This window comes from Vibrio gazogenes (genome assembly GCF_023920225.1).
GTDB classification, from domain to species: Bacteria; Pseudomonadota; Gammaproteobacteria; order Enterobacterales; family Vibrionaceae; genus Vibrio; species Vibrio gazogenes.
The window spans coordinates 864,495-882,742 of the sequence record NZ_CP092587.1; the positions used below are offsets into that span (position 1 = coordinate 864,495).

19 protein-coding genes and 1 pseudogene are annotated in these 18,248 nt (G+C 43.6%); 8 read left to right on the forward strand and 12 right to left on the reverse strand.

Translation table 11 applies throughout. The annotated features are described in order from the left end of the window. Nucleotides 1–365: 365 nt before the first annotated feature. The 6 genes from MKS89_RS03995 to MKS89_RS04020 all read right to left on the reverse strand — a co-directional run bounded on the left by MKS89_RS03995 (nt 366) and on the right by MKS89_RS04020 (nt 6,620). Complete coding sequence (locus tag MKS89_RS03995; protein WP_072962256.1) at nt 366–1,244, reverse strand: HEPN domain-containing protein; 879 nt, start codon at nt 1,242–1,244, stop codon at nt 366–368. Between the two features lie 362 nt (nt 1,245–1,606). After that, on the reverse strand, nt 1,607–1,930 hold the full coding sequence (locus MKS89_RS04000) for a hypothetical protein (RefSeq protein WP_072963796.1): 324 nt from the start codon (nt 1,928–1,930) through the stop codon (nt 1,607–1,609). Next, a complete protein-coding gene (locus MKS89_RS04005; protein ID WP_131814980.1) occupies nt 1,930–2,334 on the reverse strand; it encodes a hypothetical protein in 405 nt (134 codons plus the stop codon). The genes MKS89_RS04000 and MKS89_RS04005 overlap by 1 nt, the downstream gene beginning before the upstream one ends. 106 nt (nt 2,335–2,440) lie before the next feature. Next, nucleotides 2,441–3,325: a HEPN domain-containing protein gene (locus tag MKS89_RS04010; protein WP_077316441.1), complete on the reverse strand. Its 885-nt coding sequence runs from the start codon at nt 3,323–3,325 to the stop codon at nt 2,441–2,443. 260 nt (nt 3,326–3,585) lie between these two features. Next, nucleotides 3,586–6,006, reverse strand: a complete 2,421-nt coding sequence (locus MKS89_RS04015) for a flavocytochrome c (RefSeq protein ID WP_072963625.1) — start codon at nt 6,004–6,006, stop codon at nt 3,586–3,588. A gap of 5 nt (nt 6,007–6,011) precedes the next feature. Next, nucleotides 6,012–6,620: an NADPH-dependent FMN reductase gene (locus MKS89_RS04020; protein ID WP_021020879.1), complete on the reverse strand. Its 609-nt coding sequence runs from the start codon at nt 6,618–6,620 to the stop codon at nt 6,012–6,014. A gap of 150 nt (nt 6,621–6,770) precedes the next feature. Between MKS89_RS04020 and MKS89_RS04025 the strand changes: the two genes are divergently transcribed. From MKS89_RS04025 to MKS89_RS04040, 4 genes are all read left to right on the forward strand, one after another. After that, the gene (locus tag MKS89_RS04025) at nt 6,771–7,703 is read left to right on the forward strand and encodes a LysR family transcriptional regulator (protein ID WP_072963628.1); all 933 of its coding nucleotides are present in this window, start codon (nt 6,771–6,773) and stop codon (nt 7,701–7,703) included. 33 nt (nt 7,704–7,736) lie between these two features. Then, on the forward strand, nt 7,737–8,669 hold the full coding sequence (locus MKS89_RS04030) for an FAD:protein FMN transferase (RefSeq protein WP_072963630.1): 933 nt from the start codon (nt 7,737–7,739) through the stop codon (nt 8,667–8,669). 136 nt (nt 8,670–8,805) lie between these two features. Then, nucleotides 8,806–9,549: a metallophosphoesterase gene (locus MKS89_RS04035; RefSeq protein ID WP_072963632.1), complete on the forward strand. Its 744-nt coding sequence runs from the start codon at nt 8,806–8,808 to the stop codon at nt 9,547–9,549. A gap of 207 nt (nt 9,550–9,756) precedes the next feature. Further along, nucleotides 9,757–11,127 carry a Fic family protein gene (locus MKS89_RS04040; protein ID WP_072963635.1) on the forward strand — a complete coding sequence of 457 codons (1,371 nt, stop codon included), beginning with the start codon at nt 9,757–9,759 and terminating at the stop codon, nt 11,125–11,127. Between the two features lie 249 nt (nt 11,128–11,376). Here the strand turns inward: MKS89_RS04040 and MKS89_RS04045 are convergent, their stop codons facing one another. Genes MKS89_RS04045 through MKS89_RS04055 form a run of 3 tightly spaced genes read right to left on the reverse strand, consistent with a single transcriptional unit; the run spans nt 11,377 to nt 13,701 of the window. Continuing rightward, the gene (locus MKS89_RS04045; protein WP_072963638.1) at nt 11,377–12,585 is read right to left on the reverse strand and encodes an MFS transporter; all 1,209 of its coding nucleotides are present in this window, start codon (nt 12,583–12,585) and stop codon (nt 11,377–11,379) included. A 1-nt stretch (nt 12,586) separates the two neighbouring features. Continuing rightward, nucleotides 12,587–12,988: a VOC family protein gene (locus MKS89_RS04050; RefSeq protein WP_072963640.1), complete on the reverse strand. Its 402-nt coding sequence runs from the start codon at nt 12,986–12,988 to the stop codon at nt 12,587–12,589. After that, a complete protein-coding gene (locus tag MKS89_RS04055; protein WP_131814967.1) occupies nt 12,958–13,701 on the reverse strand; it encodes a helix-turn-helix domain-containing protein in 744 nt (247 codons plus the stop codon). Before MKS89_RS04055 ends, MKS89_RS04050 begins: the two co-directional genes overlap by 31 nt. Before the next feature lie 167 nt (nt 13,702–13,868). Between MKS89_RS04055 and MKS89_RS04060 the strand changes: the two genes are divergently transcribed. From MKS89_RS04060 to MKS89_RS04080, 4 genes are all read left to right on the forward strand, one after another. Further along, nucleotides 13,869–14,090 (forward strand): hypothetical protein, encoded by a 222-nt coding sequence (locus tag MKS89_RS04060; protein WP_131814969.1) that lies wholly within the window; start codon nt 13,869–13,871, stop codon nt 14,088–14,090. Nucleotides 14,091–14,630: 540 nt separating this feature from the next. Continuing rightward, nucleotides 14,631–15,569 carry a lipase family protein gene (locus MKS89_RS04070; protein ID WP_235862507.1) on the forward strand — a complete coding sequence of 313 codons (939 nt, stop codon included), beginning with the start codon at nt 14,631–14,633 and terminating at the stop codon, nt 15,567–15,569. Nucleotides 15,570–15,739: 170 nt separating this feature from the next. Then, complete coding sequence (locus MKS89_RS04075) at nt 15,740–16,393, forward strand: hypothetical protein (RefSeq protein ID WP_072963649.1); 654 nt, start codon at nt 15,740–15,742, stop codon at nt 16,391–16,393. Nucleotide 16,394: 1 nt separating this feature from the next. Then, nucleotides 16,395–16,670, forward strand: a complete 276-nt coding sequence (locus MKS89_RS04080) for a hypothetical protein (protein WP_072963652.1) — start codon at nt 16,395–16,397, stop codon at nt 16,668–16,670. A gap of 621 nt (nt 16,671–17,291) precedes the next feature. Here MKS89_RS04080 and MKS89_RS04085 read toward each other — a convergent pair. From MKS89_RS04085 to MKS89_RS20930, 3 genes and pseudogenes are all read right to left on the reverse strand, one after another. Further along, nucleotides 17,292–17,801 (reverse strand): AbiH family protein, encoded by a 510-nt coding sequence (locus MKS89_RS04085; protein ID WP_077316442.1) that lies wholly within the window; start codon nt 17,799–17,801, stop codon nt 17,292–17,294. 17 nt (nt 17,802–17,818) lie between these two features. Beyond that, entirely contained in the window at nt 17,819–17,998 is a 180-nt protein-coding gene (locus MKS89_RS04090) for a hypothetical protein (protein ID WP_235862508.1), read from the reverse strand. Nucleotides 17,999–18,047: 49 nt separating this feature from the next. Beyond that, a pseudogene (locus tag MKS89_RS20930) lies at nt 18,048–18,221 on the reverse strand (AbiH family protein); the annotation flags it as partial. Between the last annotated feature and the right edge of the window lie 27 nt (nt 18,222–18,248).

The window sequence follows — 18,248 nt, forward strand, 5'->3', positions numbered from 1 at the left end:
GATCGATAAAAAACAGATCAAAAAACAATCTATGGATAAAAGAGATCTCAATCACAGGAGTTTATTGTGACTTGAGTCACACAAATATTTTAATTGTAAATATTTTGTTAATTTTAGTATGGGAAGAAGTATGGATTGATGGTTCTGAGAGTCTTCAAACAAGAGCAAGATATATGAAGAATCGATCACTCTTTGGACTAAAAGGTGTCTATCAAGTCGGTGGCTATTCAGAATAAAAATTAAGCAGTTGAAGATTGCTTTTGAGAGTTGCCGCAGATTTTCAAGAAGAGTCGTTTGGCTTGCCCCACATTGCCCCAAATAGCTAGACCCAATTATCCAGACCCAATCACCCTAAGTTCAAGCAACTAGGGTGTGATCCGCCCCCGACAAACCCGTTCGGTTATCTCCCGTAATTTATCCACTTCACTTTGTAAATACGTCAGCTCTTCGGCGGTGATCTCGTAATGCTCGGAATAACGGGCATCAATGTAGGCGCGTTTGAGGCGCTGGAAGCTGCGGCGGTGGAATTTGTTGTCCATCGGGAATAGCTCGGCAAAGGCCGGATCTTGTTGGGCGCACATCGAGCGCAGGCTTTCAATATTGTGGGTTTTGGGAAGATAGTTGGTACACACTAACAGGGTGCAGGCGAAAAAACGTTCGGTGGCTTGGTGAAGCATGAATGCAGCGAGATTCAAGTCTTTGTTCTCGAACATGATTCTGAAATATTTTTCATGTTGCTCAGCACTTTCAAACCAGTGGCTAAAGTGTTTACTGGCTATCGCAACGCGCTCTGCTTCACTTAAATTCCCCGGCATGGGCAGCTCTCGCTTATCGGCGCTGAACAGTTCAATGCCTTGTTCACGAATATCAGCAAAGAAGTAATGACCTTGCTGGAGCTGCTGGTGGACTTCATTGAGTGTGTGGACGATCAAACCGAGTGGGGCAGAGGTGACGCGACGCGCGATCTGCTCTTCGGCGCTGTGCCACACTGCGTACTCTTCGACCAATGATGAGCGGTTGACGATCACCAGAATATCGTAGTCGCTGATATAACCGTTGGGTCGGTCGCTCACCCATGTGCCTTTGGCATGGCTGCCGAACAGGATAATTTTAAGGATCCGGAACTCAGCCTTGCTGCCATTTTTGTTGCGCAGAAAATCATCCAGCGTATCGCGTAATACGGTGGTGATGGTGTGAAGTTCTTGTTGCTTCCGCTCCGGGAGGTGATCGAGTGCTGTTTTCATCGCGGTTATCCTACTATGAGCCGGGGGTAAAACAAACCGTTACCGCGTCGAGTGGGGTTGTTTTTGCTGAACATTGCCAGTTTTATCATGATGATACCTTGCTGTGATTCAATGCTGGTATCGTGAGCGATTTTGTTGGCAGTGGCGAGGCAGGCGGGGTCACTTTGCGACACAATTCGTGAATTCCCATACTTTTTTGATACTTTTAGAGACCAAAAGGCCACCGGATGGTGGCACTTTTGTGGTTTGAATAAGCGTGTTTAGTTCATTTCTGCAATCGCGGTTTGCCCTGCAATTCGGCCAAACGTAAATTAGTATATAAAAATCCCACATCATCTGTGGGCTGTTGTGTTACTTGTTGATTAGTGCCAATATCCCGGTGAAATTCTTCTGGGGTCATGTGGTAATTGTTTTAGAGTATATTCATCGACAAGATATCTTCTCTCAAAGCTTCTTTTTCTTGCTCCGGGGGCAGGAAGCTCACGTAGTAACGCAACAACGGCTTGAACTTCTTTTGATTCGAATCTGTATCCTTTAGCCCAAAGCCCATCTAAAACAAGCATCAGTTCTTTATATGTTTCGTTAGCATCTTGTTTGGCTTCATACTGTTGATATAGTTTATATATCATCGAGCCGACAACACCATACTTTCTTAGCTCGGCTAATTGGCCTGTAAGTGATGACATTATGCTTTCCTTTTTTTACTAATAAAGATACTGAGAACATAAAGCGAAAATAAAAGCTCTAATAAATGAGAACCCCACCAATATTCAGGAAATCTTTGTTCTGAATATTCAATGACAGGATATATCGTCTCACATATGATTAATACAGGATATGATAAGCCAATAAGCTTAAACTCTTTCTCTTTGAATATTTTTATGTCTCGCCAGACACCAAAGAGGCCAATTAATACTAAGACTGTAATGATTCCGCCAAGGAATTCTAAACTTTGTTCAATTATATCACCCACATATGCTGATGCATTTGCTAATGATATGGCGATAATAATTAATATAAAAAATAAGCCAGCAACATGTCTAGATGCCATAAAATAACCTATACCTAACCAATGAACATGTGTAGGCATCGTATCACGCTATAAGTAAAATGTTCTATTTGAAGCAAGAGCATTTGTTCTACTTAAGAAAAGATAATGAGATCCTTATTCAAAAATACCCCACAGAGACTGTTTATTATTCTGTGCCTTTAATCCGCCCCCGACAAACCCGCTCGGTTATCTCCCGCAATTTATCCACTTCACTTTGTAAATACCTCAGTTCTTCGGCGGTGATTTCGTAATGCTCGGAATAACGGGCATCGATGTAGGCGCGTTTGAGGCGCTGGAAGCTGCGGCGGTGGAATTTGTTGTCCATCGGGAATCGCTCGGCAAAGGCCGGATCTTGTTGGGCGCACATCGAGCGCAGGCTTTCAATATTATGGGTTTTGGGCAGATAGTTGGTACACACTAACAGGGTGCAGGCGAACAGGCGTTCAGCGGATTGATGAAGCTCAAAAGCAGCGATCGGATAATCTTCACGTTCAATACAGTGGCCGTAGTTAAGATAAAATGATTCAGCGTTAGCAAACCAACGTTTAAAGTGTTTTGCTGCAATCGAACGTGATTCTTCCTCACTTAAATTCCCCGGCATGGGCAGCTCTCGCTTATCGGCACTGAACAGTTCAATGCCCTGTTCACGAATATCAGCAAAGAAGTAATGACCTTGCTGAAGCTGCTGATGGACTTCATTGAGCGTGTGGACGATCAAGCCGAGTGGGGCAGAAGTGACCCGACGCGCGATCTGCTCTTCGGCGCTGTGCCACACCGCGTACTCTTCGACCAATGATGAGCGGTTGACGATCACCAGAATATCGTAATCGCTGATATAACCGTTGGGACGGTCGCTCACCCATGTGCCTTTGGCATAGCTGCCGAACAGGATAATTTTAAGGATCCGGAACTCAGCCTTGCTGCCATTTTTGTTGCGCAGAAAATCATCCAGCGTATCGCGTAATACGGTGGTGATGGTGTGAAGTTCTTGTTGCTTCCGCTCCGGGAGGTGGTCGAGTGCTGTTTTCATCGCGGTTATCCTACTATGAGCCGGGGGTAAAACAAACCGTTACCGCGTCGAGTGGGGTTGTTTTTGCTGAACATTGCCAGTTTTATCATGATGATACCTTGCTGTGATTTTATGTTGGTATCGTGAGCGATTTTGTTGGCAGTGGCGAGGCAGGCGGGGTCACTTTGCGACACAATTCGTGAATTCCCATACTTTTTTGATACTTTTAGAGACCAAAAGGCCACCGGATGGTGGCACTTTTGTGGTTTGAATAAGCGTGTTTAGTTCATTTCTGCAATCGCGGTTTGCCCTGCAATTCGGCCAAACGTAAAGATATCAGCCAGTGCATTACCACCAAGACGGTTCCCCGCATGGATACCACCGGCCACTTCACCGGCTGCGTAGAGGTTCTTGATTGGCTGGTTATTTTCATCAAGCACACGCGTTGCCGTATCAATCTTCAGGCCGCCCATTGTATGGTGCACGGCGGGTTGGCGTGGCGTTGCATAGAAAGGTGCTTTTTCCACTTTCAAGCTAAATGTATCTTTATGGAATTCAGGGTCGTGTTCAGCTTCAACATAGCTGTTGTACTTGTTCACGGTCTCCACCAGTACGGCCGGATCCATCCCCACTTGGCGGGCTAAATCTTCCAGTGTATCGGCTCTGAACAGGGTGCCGGCTTCAACTTGACGGTCAATTTTCTCCTGACTGGTGTTGGCTGCGGTCTTCTTGATCTCATCATCCGCAATCAGATAGAACAACCCCCCCTCAGCCAATGCCGCTTTGGTCAGAACGTCACGCCCTGCGAATTCATTGATAAACCGTTTGCCTTGTTTGTTCACAATGACGAAGTTTTCCGGTGGCACCTGAAGACCGCTGAACAGTTCGCCGGTGTTCGGGTCTGCGACCGGCATCATCTGAGTAAAGCCCATTCCCGTTAATCCGGCACCTACGGACTGACCCAGCAGGATGCCGTCACCTGTCATCGCGTAGGAATTGGTTGTCTTGATATCGTCAGCAATGTTGCTCCAGTAGGTGTTGTACTGTTTGAGCATCTTGGTGTTCGCACCAAAGCCGCCGCTCGCCAGAACAACCGCTTTCGCACGAATCGTGATTTTCTGACCGTTGACGCCCGTTGCGATAACGCCTTTGATCTCGCCATCTTCGATGATGAATTCTTTCGCCGGGCTATCGGTGATAATGGTGCCGGACATGTCTTCAATATATTTGCTTAACGCAAGAATGAAGGCTGTTCCGTATTTTTTCACGGGCTTATGACCACGACGCCAGAGCGCACCGACCGGCGCAAAGACGATATCTTTGTCATATTCCACACCGATATCTTCAAGCCATTGAACGCTCTCTAACGCGCGATCGGTTAAGATTTTAACCAGATCATATTGGCCATAGATATGATTGCCTTGAAGGTCAGTCCGTTTACCACCGAAATAAGTCTGCATTCTGTGCAGCAGCGGTGAATCAAACAGGTAACCTTTATTTTTACCAAACTGTGCTTGGTAAGCGGCGAATTCTTGTTTTAAAGCGCGGAAGTCATCCCGGTACTCTTCGTGAATATCACTTTCATCGATGCTGAGAAGCGCTTCAATGGTGTGTCTTTCACCGGGGTTTTCTTCAAACGTGCGTTGCCATTCGGGATCTGCTGCGTTAATTGGACCACCGGTACGGATCGTATTCCCTCCGACGGCTGGGTATTTTTCCAGCACAATAGCTTGTTTCCCTTGTTGTAAGACCGTTGCCGCAGCACTTAAACCGGCACCGCCGCCGCCAATCACCACAACATCACAACTGTATTCTTCATCCCCCTTGTTTAAGCTACTGGCCGGTTTCGGACGACGTCTTAAAATATCAGGGTTCACGCCCGCCAGTTTCACGGCCTTCGCGACACCATCGAGAACCGCATGACTGGTTTCAGACGCGCCGGACAGAGCGTCGACATTCAGTGTCTGACCTTCGATGATTTTATCTGGGATACGAACGAATACCACGTCTGCCAGACCTTCTGTCTCACCGGCTGTGTCGATATCAATCCGTTCTATTTTCTTCTCGCTGAACGCCACTTTCATTGGCAGCGCACCACCGTGACCCAGCGCGTGAACGTCATAAGTGCCCGGCGTGAACGAGAATGCTTCTTCCTCATTTAATTGGTTGGAAATCTTGGCAAAACGCATGAAGCGTAAGAAGCAAATTTCTAAGAAGTCGATAGTGCTATCGCTGTTCAGCTGGCCATTGTCATCAAAAGCTTGATGTGCATTGCCTAGTAGGAATTCGTATCCGGGCATCACGTTCGCATTGACGCCGGGGGCATCCAGTATTTGACGCAAGTGCAACTGAGCCCGTGAAGAGCCTTGAGCATCAATGGATGCGCCGATGATCATCACCGGCTTGCCATCAAGCGGATGGAGCTCGTAGCTCAACCATTCCAGAACACTCTTCAGGCTTGACGGAATCGAGTGGTTATACTCGGGGGTCGCAATAATGACGCCGTCACTTGCGATAATTTTCTCGTTGATTGCTAGCAGTTGCGGATTGTTGGATGGGTTGTCCTGATTAAACATCGGAACTTCGTTGATTTCCAACAACTCGATGTCTGCTTTGTCTTTGAAATACGCTTGCATGAACTGAAGCAGTGTCCGGTTGTGGGACTTTGGCGAAGTGGTTCCGACGATTGCTGTAAATTTCATTGATCTTATGCCTCTTGAGTTTGCCAAACGTATTTTTTGTCTTTTTTGATGACGGTTTTTTCTGATAAGAGTTTTGTTATGAGTTGCGTAAACAGCACAAATTCTCTAAAAATCTCATCGAGTTCAGCGCGCTTCTCTTCATTGATTAAAGTGCCGCTGGTGTTAAAGGCAGATTGCGATTTTCCTAACAGGAATTCGCTGCTTGGCATGAGACGTGCGGCCAGTTCTGGTGAGTCAAGAATCTGGCGAAGATGCGCTTGAGCGCGTGAGGAGCCCAGCGCTCCGTGGGATGCGCCGACAATCAGTACCGGCTTGTCGGTCAGTGCCTGACTGGTATAACTGATCCATTCCAATGCGCTTTTCAGTACCGCGGGGATCGCGTGGTCGTACTCTGGCGTTGCAATGATGACACCATCCGCCTGAAGAATTTTAGCCGATAGCGCTGCGACTTCTTCAGGGACTTGGTCGTCTTTCACTTCGTAAAATACAGGCAAGTCTCTGACTTCATAGAGTTCAATTCGGGCTTCTTCTTTGAAGTGCCGTTGCATAAATTGCAACAGCATACGGTTGGTTGACACATTAGAATTGGTGCCAACAATTGCTAAGTAGTTCATATGAGAAATCTTCCTGTATGTTTAATAACCATAATTAAATTCTGGTTACTGTTTTAACATAGTCTGAAGTGGCTATCTAATAGTAATATGTTAGTTATTAATAAGTAATTTGTTATAGTGGTAAGGCTGGCAGTTTAGAAGGGAAATGAGATGTTAAAGTACCACAATCAAAACACTTTATATTACATTGATGCTTTGTTGCGGTTTAGCAATTACAGTAAGGCTGCTGATTCGCTCTATATTTCCCAACCTTATTTAACGCAGGTCATCAAACGTATTGAAAATGAACTGAACTGTCAGATCATCAACCGCAGTGAACTGCCTTACCGTTTAACCGAGCAGGGGAAAGTTTACTATGACTATCTCAGCTCTCTTGAAACGCTTTACGCCAACATGCGCAGGCAAGTCACCGCTTTAACCGATGTGGATAAAACGACAATCAAGATCGGGATTTTAGCCAGTATTGGTAGCTACCTTATCCCATTGTTTTTGCCTGATTTTTTGGCTCAGTTCCCCCATTGTCAAATCGAGCTGGTGGAAGATATTCCGGAAAATAATGAGAAGCGGTTATTAAAGGGTGAAGTGGATTTTTTCATCGGGCAGAACTCAAGTCATATCGCCCCGAATTTACTGGCTGTGACATGGGGAAGACATAGCTATTTTGCCATCATTCCGAAGTCTTGCGCGCTTTATCAAAAGGATACCGCCAATATTGCTCCGGGCAGCATTGCGATAGAAGATTTATTGCGGCAGAAGCTTGTATTAACCGCCAGAGGTTCGGCAATCAGAGCGCAGGTAGACCAGCTATTCAGTGTTTATAAAGTAAAGCCCGACATCATGCTGGAAAGTACCGAAATAAGAACCGTGAGGCGTCTTGCGATGGCCGATTTAGGCGTCACTTTTATCCCTGAGAGTCTGGCAATTACTCCCAACCCTTCACAGTACAATATCTATGAGCTGCCTGTAGACCAATTAAATTTAGATTACTTCATTGCCTATCATAGTGAGCGGAAACTGTCAGACTTGGATCAAGGTCTGCTGGATTCGTTTTTGCACATTAAAGAGACCACCGCGCACGAATGAGACAGAACACCGATGGGACGGAAAGGAGAACATATGACTGACGCCAATCAAATGATCGAACTGATGGGGACGAAGATTCGCCTTTATTTCAAGGGGGAGCAGGCTGATCAATGGGTCGCAGAAGCGTGTGCACTGTTAAGACACTACGAGCAGGTTTTTAGTGCCAACGATAAGAACTCTCAACTATTTGCGTTGAAAACGACGGCGGTGAAAGCGCCGGTCGTCGTTGACCGAGACTTGTATGAACTGATCAAGATCGGCAAAGCGCACAGCCTTGAACCCGACAGTTTTTTGAACATTGCCATTGGCCCGTTGATTAAGCTTTGGCGCATCGGCTTTAAAGAAGCGCGGGTTCCGAGCCAAGAGGAGATCAACAACGTCTTGGGTTGTTTAGATCCTGCCAATATTGTCCTCGACGATGCGCGTCATTCGGTATTCTTTGCTCAAGAAGGTTTAGAAATCGATTTGGGGGCGATTGCGAAAGGGTATTTCAGCGATAAGGTCATGGACTTCTTTAAAGAAAAACAGCCGGTTGCTGCCATGGTTGATATCGGGGGGAATTTGCTGGTTTACGGTGAGTCACCCAAAAACAACCTTGATTGGGATGTCGGGATTCAAAATCCTTTTCTACCGAGGGGCAATTGTGTTGCCAAAGTCGCGATAAGAAATCAGTCGGTTGTCACCTCTGGCATTTATGAACGAACCTTTAAACACGATGGCAATCAGTATCACCACATTTTTGATAGCCACACGGGTTACCCTGTCGACAACAATGTGGCTTCGTTAAGTATTATTGCCGATCAATCATTGGATTGTGACATCTATACCACCAAGCTGTTTGGATTAGCTCCCCAAAGTATTTTAGAAACGGTGAATCAAATCGATGGTCTGGAAGCCGTAGTGATAACTGTTGACGGACAGTTCGCCGTGACAGCTAATCTCAGGAACAAGGTAACCATGGCTTAGGCTGCGATTGTTCTTCTGGACCATGATGAGCGTACCGGTTAACAAAATAGATATATTTGGTTATAACATCTCTTCTCATCCATTTATTTTTGATAATGTGTACGACATTAAAACATGATGGGAGAGCGAAATTAAAATGGATAAAATTGTTCAAATATCAGATATACACTTTTGTATTAAAGATAAAAATCATTCTTCAAGGAAGCATTTATCTTTAGTGTTAAACAAAATTAATAATTTATATGATGAATATATTTTAGTCCTTTCAGGCGATCTGGTCATGAACGCTGATCGAGCACATTATTTGGCGCTTTATCAATATATAAGAGATTTTACTAAAAGTGATATCTATGCGATTCCCGGTAATCATGACAATATCGCGCTCATGAAAGCATTGGCTATGCAAGAGGAATGCTTTAAAATTCAAGATGTTTTAGAAATAGGGAACAATGATATCGTTTTCTTGGACTCCAGTGAAAAAGGAGAGCATCTCGGTGGAGGAAAGATCGACCTTGCTTATTTTGAAGTCATAAAGTCTCAGCTTAGAGCGCGCGCCAATAAAATCGTTTTCATTCATCATCCGCCTTTTAAAATTGGCGCAGATTGGTTTAAAAAGATATGTCTTGATAATGGTGATTTATTGATGCAATCACTATCGGAAATAGATAATTTAAAATATCTTTCTTATGGGCATTGTCATAATTACTTTAGCGAAGAAAGAGCAAATACGGTATTTCTATCATGTCCGTCTTCATGGATTCAGTTTGATCATTCTTGTCATCATGAAACAAAATATGATCAAGAAAAAGAGATTGGATTTAACGTCTTCCACCTATCCGATGATATCTCCCATGAGACGGTAACAATCTCTGTTTGTTGAGTTATCACTGTTGGCTTCGTCGTTATGGTCAGAGAGGCGCTCTAGTTATGTGAATGCGAGTCAACTTGAGCCATGCTTTCTTCAGGAAGATAGGTATCGGCGTGAAAGTGCCGATGAACATCACAGGAGTAGGTGATAAAAAACTAGCCAAATTACACAATCTTAATTAATCTGATCTCATAATTGCTAGATTTTGAGATGAAATTCATGTCAGGTAAGTATTTATCACCACCAGAGTGTCCATTTGATACAGTCGGTGACATTTTGTTTGAGATTGGTAAGCAGGGGCTTAATCCTAACGACTATAAGGATTACATCACGCCATTTTCTGATGATTACTATTCATTTAATGAATTTAGGCGTAGGGTCAAGCTTGGTTTAGAAGTCAAATATTGTTGGTGGTTAACTCGTCTGTCCAGAAATAGCACCTTAATTGATCTAACACCCTTAGAAGATAAACCATTGCCTCCGGACTTGCCTGAGCAAGTGATTCAAGCGCTATTAAACTCCCAAGACTATACACAATATTGCCGATTCAACAATTTGCATGAGTTTGGTCGCGTGTTATCGCAAATTGATCGGTATACCACGCATAGCGCCATGCTGGGTATCCTGGAACAAATTGGTGAGCGAGCGCATTTTGAGCATTTAGCGAATAATTTAGTGGATGATGAGGCGATATCGAGCAGTCAATTAGAAGGCGCTGCCACAACGACAATCCTTGCGAAAGAAATGATTAGAAAAAAAAGGAAGCCTCGTACTGACGATGAACGGATGATTTTTGGAAACTTTGACCTAATGCAAAATGTCTGGGAGCTTAAGGATGAGCCGTTTAGCATTGCGTTGATCAGAAATTTACACAGCGCAGGAACGAGGACGTTAGATCAAGAAAAATATACATCAGGCTTATTTAGAACGACGGATGATGTTGCGGTTGTTGATGCTGAAGGGGAGGTTGTTCATCAACCACCCAAACACGATGCCATTGAGAGATTACTCACTCGGGTCGTGAATTGGTTAAACGCCAATGGCAGTGGCGTTCATCCTGTTATTCAAGCTATCACACTTCACTTCGTCATCGGTTATGTCCACCCATTTCGAGATGGTAACGGGAGAGTTGCTAGGGCTTTGTTCTACTGGTATATGTTTAAATCTGGTTATACAGGTTTTCGTTATATTGCGATATCAGCGTTACTTAAAAAAGCCCCAATTCAATATGGTGTGAGCTACCTAGATACGGAGCATGATAACTTAGATCTAACGTACTTTATTCAATACCAGTTAAAAGTGATCGGTCGTGCTATTGATGAGTTTATTTCCGTTTATGAACGAGCGGCGCAACGAATGCAGGAATTAGAAGAGCAATATTCTGGCTTGGAAGATATCGAGAGAAAGATCATTGGATTTGTCTCTGGTGAGCCTCGTTACCGTAAAAAGCCAACGGTAACAGCGAGGGAAGTTGAGCGTTTGTTAGGTATTAGCTATAACAGCGCGAAGCAAAAACTCGATGATATGGTCACAGCAGCAATACTAAAATCTGAGAAAATTGGTAAATCCACAGAATATTTCTTAGCGTGAGAATTGAAATTAGAATAAGGTATAGCGTTCGTTAGCATAAGCCTTCTCGCTTCATTAAGCTCTTGAATTTTTTGCTGCTCAGGCGTTAGCGCTTTATTGGCAGCATCTTCCTGCCTTGGAATGAAAACACCCAATGAAGTACATGAAAAAAGCCAGCAGCTAGAGCTTCTGGCTTCGTAAAAACTGTCAACGTATTTTAGGACGGGACAGGACTTTCAGTTGTGAGCGATCCAGTTTGGTTCAATCTGGTTATGCATTGGCATCTAACGGGATATCTAACGACGGTGCAGAAAACGCATAGATACCGATAAGTGCCGGTATGGTTGTTAATGCGGCATATGCACCAACATAACTGGCATCATAATCAGACAGGAAGCTCACAATGAGCGGACTCATCCCACCAAAAATTGAAAGAGCCACGTTATAGCCAAGCCCTAGAGAAGTCGTGTTATTTTGGGCGATGGAAAATAGCACGGTAGCCAGATTGGCTAAAATAAGCGCTGAAATCAGGCTGATCGTAATAAATGCGATCCATTGTTGCCATCCATATTGACTATGAATCAAAAGGTAATAGGCCGGGTAAGAGACCACTAAACCAGCCAGTAATCCCCTCGAAAAACTTTTCTTTGGTGACGATATGTATTTGTCGGTGATCCACCCAACTAACAGTATCATCACGAGTAGGGTCACTGAATTGACCAGAGCAAATGGTTGAATGGGGAAGTCTTTTGCCAGAATGCTGCTGGAAATATTCTGCACATAGAAAACCACGGCTCCGGTAGCCGATACCAACCCGATTCTCACGGTGGCTCTGACATTATGGGTTAAACGAGTGGATTGTTGTGTCGCAAGTACAGTCGGCAACCGAAGACGGAACCAAAAACTCATCGCAATATTGATTGCCCCGATGACTAAAGGAATTCGCCATCCATAAGATTGCATCTGGCTCTCCGATAAGGTGTCTTTCAGCCCCATTACGATCAAGATGGAAGCAATTACACCGACAATCGAACTGGCAACAATCAGGCTACTGAGGCGAGCGTGTTGTTTTCGGTCACTGCCTTGATGCAGGTATTGAATGATGGTCGGATATTCGCCGCCAAAACTGAAAGCCTGAACCATTTGCAGGCATAGGAGGAGTACGACAAGGCTCTCTCCCAATATATTCACAGGTAAAGCTGCCATCAGTAGTGTGGCACCACCTGTCAGACTACTGGTGATGATCAGCGCTTTTTTTCTTCCCTGAGTGTCAGCAATTTTGCCAATCACCAGTCCTCCTAATGGACGGATCAGAAATCTCAGCGCGAAAATACCCCAGACCATCCATTCAGAATGAGCGATTCCATGACTGGATAGCAAATGAGATAAGTAAGGAGAAATAGCAGCGTAGACTGCAATATCATAAAACTCGAATGCATTGCCCGAGACAATCCCTAATCGTTGTGGCCAACTTAACATGTTAATGCTCCATAATAATTTCTACTTGGTTCCCGTCCGGGTCATGTGTGAAAAAATAAACAAACCCTCCCAGCCGGGCTGTTTTGATCTCTGTACAAGGAGATGACTTGGCGAGTTGCTGGCGTGTTGCCGTAATGTCGTCAACCTGAATTGCTATATGTGTGATTCCAATACTTTGAATATTGGGCATCGTGTCGATGTGTGAAGCGGATGGATGGTCATATTTTAGGAGAGTAAAACAGAAAAGCTCTATTGCTGGGCCAGACTCTGAAGTCATGATAACAATAGAGACTTGTTCATCAGTGTAGCTTTTGAGTGTGGTGTAGCCGAACTGCCCGTAGAATCTCTGGCTTTTGCCGAGATCACGACATGTTAAAGAGACGTGGTGTAAACATCCAGACATGCATCAAGAATCCCATGTTTGTGTAACAATTGAAAAAAGGTAGAGCGATTGCCCGTACAGTGAATTTTTCTCTTAATCGTATCAATACGTTTTCGCTCTGCGGATTCACTACAATGATGTTTCCAGGCGATTTCTTTGGGGGAATTGAAAGATAACAGAAGGCGGATGGTACTCATTTCTTTCGCTGTCAGGACAATATCACCAAACCGGAAATGGTTTTGATCATACATATGAGCATCAGGCGTATCGGATGAAACCACCACTGACTGATAGGGGAGTGTGGCAACCTGATGTTTCAGCCATAATTTGTGAGCATGATAAGCCAGACTGGGGCGGAGAACGGCCAACTGATGACTTTCTTGGCTGGTTAATTGATGACGACAGGCCAGAGAAACGATCTCAGCCCGTTGTGGGCAGAGCCAAGTATAATCCACTTTATCCGGTATGCGATACTTGTCTAATAATTGATGATATTCTGCGTCTTTGTCCCGCCACGATGCGAGTCCTGGCGACATTCGTTGCCCTACTGTTCCGTTTAATCCCTGTTCCCAGTAGCTCAGATGCCAATCATAGTCTGTCGATAGGGTATAGATTTCCCGAGTGTCTAGTGAAATCACTGAATAACTGATGTGTATTGCATCATCATATATCCTCGAAATGAGTCGGCTGAATTGCGTGCAAGCCTTTGCCATTTCTATTGAACTAACATCCATTTTGGGGGGATTCCTGCTTTATTTCTTATTTGAACAAGCGCACTGACGTGAATATGTTACTAGTTGCTACGCAATTTGCAACCTGTCAAAAAATGCCACCTGATTTTTATATTTTTTTTCGGCATGATCGAGAGATAAGAATCAAAAATTGGCAAGAGATATGGCTTATGAATAGTGCACAACATCAACTCGTGAATAGTACGCAACATAAACTCGATGAAATTGTTTTTTGGTGCAGTGTCGTCACAGAGTGTAGTAAACATCAAGAGGAATACCCGATACAAAAGCGGGATAGAGCAGCACTGCTTCGCTCGATTGAAGCATTGCAGACAACGATCAGTTTGAATATGGAATCACTTATTGCTGGTGATGCGAATGGTCTGGTTTAAGGAAATTGTCATTGTTCTACTAATATTCGGTTATCATTATGGAGAAATATCTTACCGGTATGCATAATTGAGTTGCCATTGTTTAGAGCCACTTGGCAAAATCCTCAATCTCAGACCTTGGCCGCCAATCAGGTTGTACTCTTTTTCCTTTAGCTCTTTCGTCGCGGCATCTTTAGGAACCATAAATTAGGGACACGATATCAAGGTTGGGTTCTACCCGTGTTTTTATCGAGTAGGTTGATTTTGTTCCTTTGTCATTTTACCTTTCTAGAGCTCTAGACCGCTTGCGGGGTTAACCACATCGTCTGGCTCCGCAGTCTTGCCTTAGACATCATATAGTTGGCACTATCTAGTGCGTATTTACTATTTCAAAATGCACCCATTTCGTTGGTAAAGGTATTAATTTGACTCATATCTTGAGTGATCAAACTCAGCCTTTTGATCGTTATTGAGCCTAAACTACAATTTTGAGGGAGTGAGCAAGGAAACAGACATATATCTGAACTACGTTAAGATAAGGCATATTCAAGGAATGGAATAATGGCTGATATCTATCAAGACGGAACTGAAGAGTTACTTAAACGAAAAACACCGACATATCGTCAAGCATATAGTGATCGTACTGCTTGGTTTATGTCATGTATATCGGAACTTGCTTATAAACGTTTTAATGAGTTTATACCTGGTATCAATCTCCAACGATTTGTGGAAGAGGAGTTATCGAAACTTGTTTCCGATAAATCTCCGAGCAAAACCGCTAAGTTTATCTCTATGGTACAAGGTCTAGCTTATGACCATCAAGAGGAACTTAAAGAACTTATTCGAGATTTAACCTACCTTAATACAACGTTAGTCAAAACATTTGATAAGAATGGCACGCAGGCTATTTTGGTGGAAACGGAACAATTTTATGTATTGTCATTTCGAGGAACCGAAGCGACAAGTATACGAGACATCAAATCGGACACCAATGCCGTTTTAACTAAATGTACAACAAAAGGTTTTGTGCATTCTGGCTTCAAACAGGCGTATGAACAAGTCGAGAGCGAAATCGTACTTGAGTTGAAAAAGCTTGAAGATGGAGGCAAACCGATATTTATCACGGGACACAGCTTAGGCGGTGCAATTGCTACAATCGCAACCAAAAAATTGAGATTCAAAAGTGGGATTGCAGCATGTTACACATTTGGCTCTCCACGAGTCGGAGACCATGAATGGATATCAGAAATCAAAACACCCTTACATCGAGTCGTTAATGCAGCTGATTGTGTCACAATGCTGCCGCCAAATGGTGTAGCAATCGGGGTGCTTGCCATGTCAGTTGCTTGGTTACCCAATATAGGCGCTAGAGTGAGTGGTTGTCATCTAAATTTGGGCGATACATACATGCAGGCAATATGCGTTTTCTGTCAAATTGCAAGGGTGAGCCGTATGACGATGTTCAACTGCTTTATCATGTTTCACTTCTTTATCGTTTGAAAGCCCTGTGGATCAAAGGCAGAGCCCCAAATAGTCTACTTAAAGATCACTCAATTAGTGTCTATCGAAAAAAATTGAAGGTAGTCGCAGAGAAGCGCCAATCTATTGATTAGTCATGACGGTGGCGTTTAGAGCAGTTCTATATTGTTGATAGAAAAGGGGGTCGTTCCATGAAAAAACTATTAACCATATTATTTGTTCTCATGTCATTTACAGGTTGCACCACAAAGTTACCAGCAGAGATCGTGACTCTATCCAGTAGTATGGAACAGCAGTTATTGAGTTCTCAAAGGTCTCATATCGCCTTGGTTCAATCATACTTCCAAATGGTTAGACAGCAACGGGAGGATTGGATTCAAACCGTCTGGCTTCAAAAGTACCTGAAAACCTTTATTAAAACTGGAAAGCTTGAAGAGACAGTTAAAGGAGAAGTGGTATGGGATCAGTTCAATAAAAAATTTGTTACGCCAAAAGCACCTTACCAAGAAGTTCAGAAGTTTGACACGTTGATGGTCTGGACAGGACAAGTTCAAAAGCAGTTAGCAAAAAAAAGGCAGGAGTTGATTACACCTCTTGATCGACAAGAGCAAGAGTTAATTATGAAAGTCAACGCAGCATATGCACAGTTACTAGCCAATAATGCAACGATAACGGCGCATCTGGCGAGCATTAAAGATGTAGAAGATGTGCAAACACGGTTATTGAATCAGGCTGGATTAGACGGATTAAATGCCGATATCACTGAAACCTTTAGTCAGATGTCTGAGGAATCAAATAGGCTTAATCAGAAACTGAGTGAAGCAAACAGCAAACTAGGAGATTGACATGGATGAGTTGGGCAACCAAGCTGCAGAACAAGCAAATTTGTCACTATCGCAAGAGGAAGAAGCGTTGATGGTTAAAACAAGCGTTGACTTAGATGCACTTATTCCCTTGGTTTTAGATGAAGAAGAGCAAGTGGCACTTAGACACGTTATTCAGGAGTCGACAGCACGTAATGAAAATTGCGCGCAGTTAGTTGAAAGGCTGCAGAATACTGCACAAATTAGTCAGGAAGTGATTGGTAAAGTCGTCAATGTAATTAGGGGCACACTTGCGTAGTTTAAGTCCGTGATGAGTTCTACTTAACCCGCCATTTGGTAAGAAAAGCTTACGTACGAGCGGACAGACTTCTGGGCTGATATATCAAATAAACAGTTTATCTTTTGGTTTTGCTTCTTTGACCTGAGTCGCAGTTAATGGTGTGGTCTGTCTTGCTATAGGAATACTCTTTTAGGAACACTGAAAACGGGAATTTTGATTGGTGTTCCTACCAGTGTTCCTAAAAATACTGGATTTTGCAAATCTAATCTGGACTGTACAAGACTATGCTGCATCGTAACTTGTTGATTTTACTTTGTTGAAGACAAGAAAAAAGACGCCCGAGGACGTCTTTAAACTATGATTTGGTGGAAGTTACGGAAATAGAAGAACACCAATTATTCCAAATTCTAGCGCATTGGGAAGAAATGTTAAAGGACACTTCTTTGAGTAATGATGCCCATAAAGTTAAGGCTAAAAATAAGCGGAAAATGGAGTGGTAAATTAGGCTGGAATGAACTGCTCAGGGTGGCGCTTGTGCCATCTTGAGCAGCTCAACGTGTCGTCTTTCGGCCAAAAGCGGACGTTTGATCTGTTATTTATCTTAATTAAATGCTTCCCGTTATATTACTTCCATTTTACTCATGCGGATTCGGCTTTTTTGAATGCCGAGACTACACAGGGTTTCAGTATGAGATAAACGCTCTTCATCTCAAAGGTATGATACAGTGAATTTGGGGGGCGCTTTATTGATGCGATTACCTTTTCAAAATAGAGCAGATCTACATCGGATAGGGAATGCCCGAGAATGAAAACCTGCTCGATATTTTCTATGCTTTCGAAAAACTCCATGTGGTCACAAATGACCGTTTGAGTATCTTTGTAGCTGGAAGAAAAATAATCTTGCAGGGCAGTTTTCCCTAGTTCGAAGGAGTAGTCATACTGATCATTCATTTCTTCTTCCCATCGCTCAAGCTCTTCGTCGCTCAATCCTGCGGGCGGCTTAGGAGGGGCTGCTCGAAAATTATTGGGATCAACACCATGCCCCAGAATGATTTCGTCGCTATTAACCGCCTTACCATGAATATATGTAATATGGCTTTCCGATATACCGTAATAGCTTTCCAGTGTGTCGGTATAGTTGAAACTCAGAAATAGTGCTTGAGAATCTAAAGAAGGCGTTTGTCTCTGGGGATTACGGAATAGTCAACTTTCGAGATAAATTCATGGAAAATGAGTTTCTTAGTCAGGCTATCAACATCCATTTCCATGTCGATAGCAAACGTATTCCAGTCGCGATCGCGAAAATCCGGCGCGCCAGGATTGGCAAGTGAGCCGGTAAGCGTCATAGACTATTTCCACATCTAGTAATGAGAGGCTATGCTCGAAGTCTTTCCATAAAGGATCGACAGCTCTATCATTTCTATCAATATGCGGCAATCCGAAACACTCTAAAAGCTGATCGTAAATGCTGCCATAGTGCTCTTGTAGGTACAAACCGAATGACTTGTAATGTGTATCAAGCTTGTGGTGCAGATCGAAACCGTTTCCGATAATATACAGGTCATTCATTTTATTTTTCTTCTCGGCCAAAAGCGG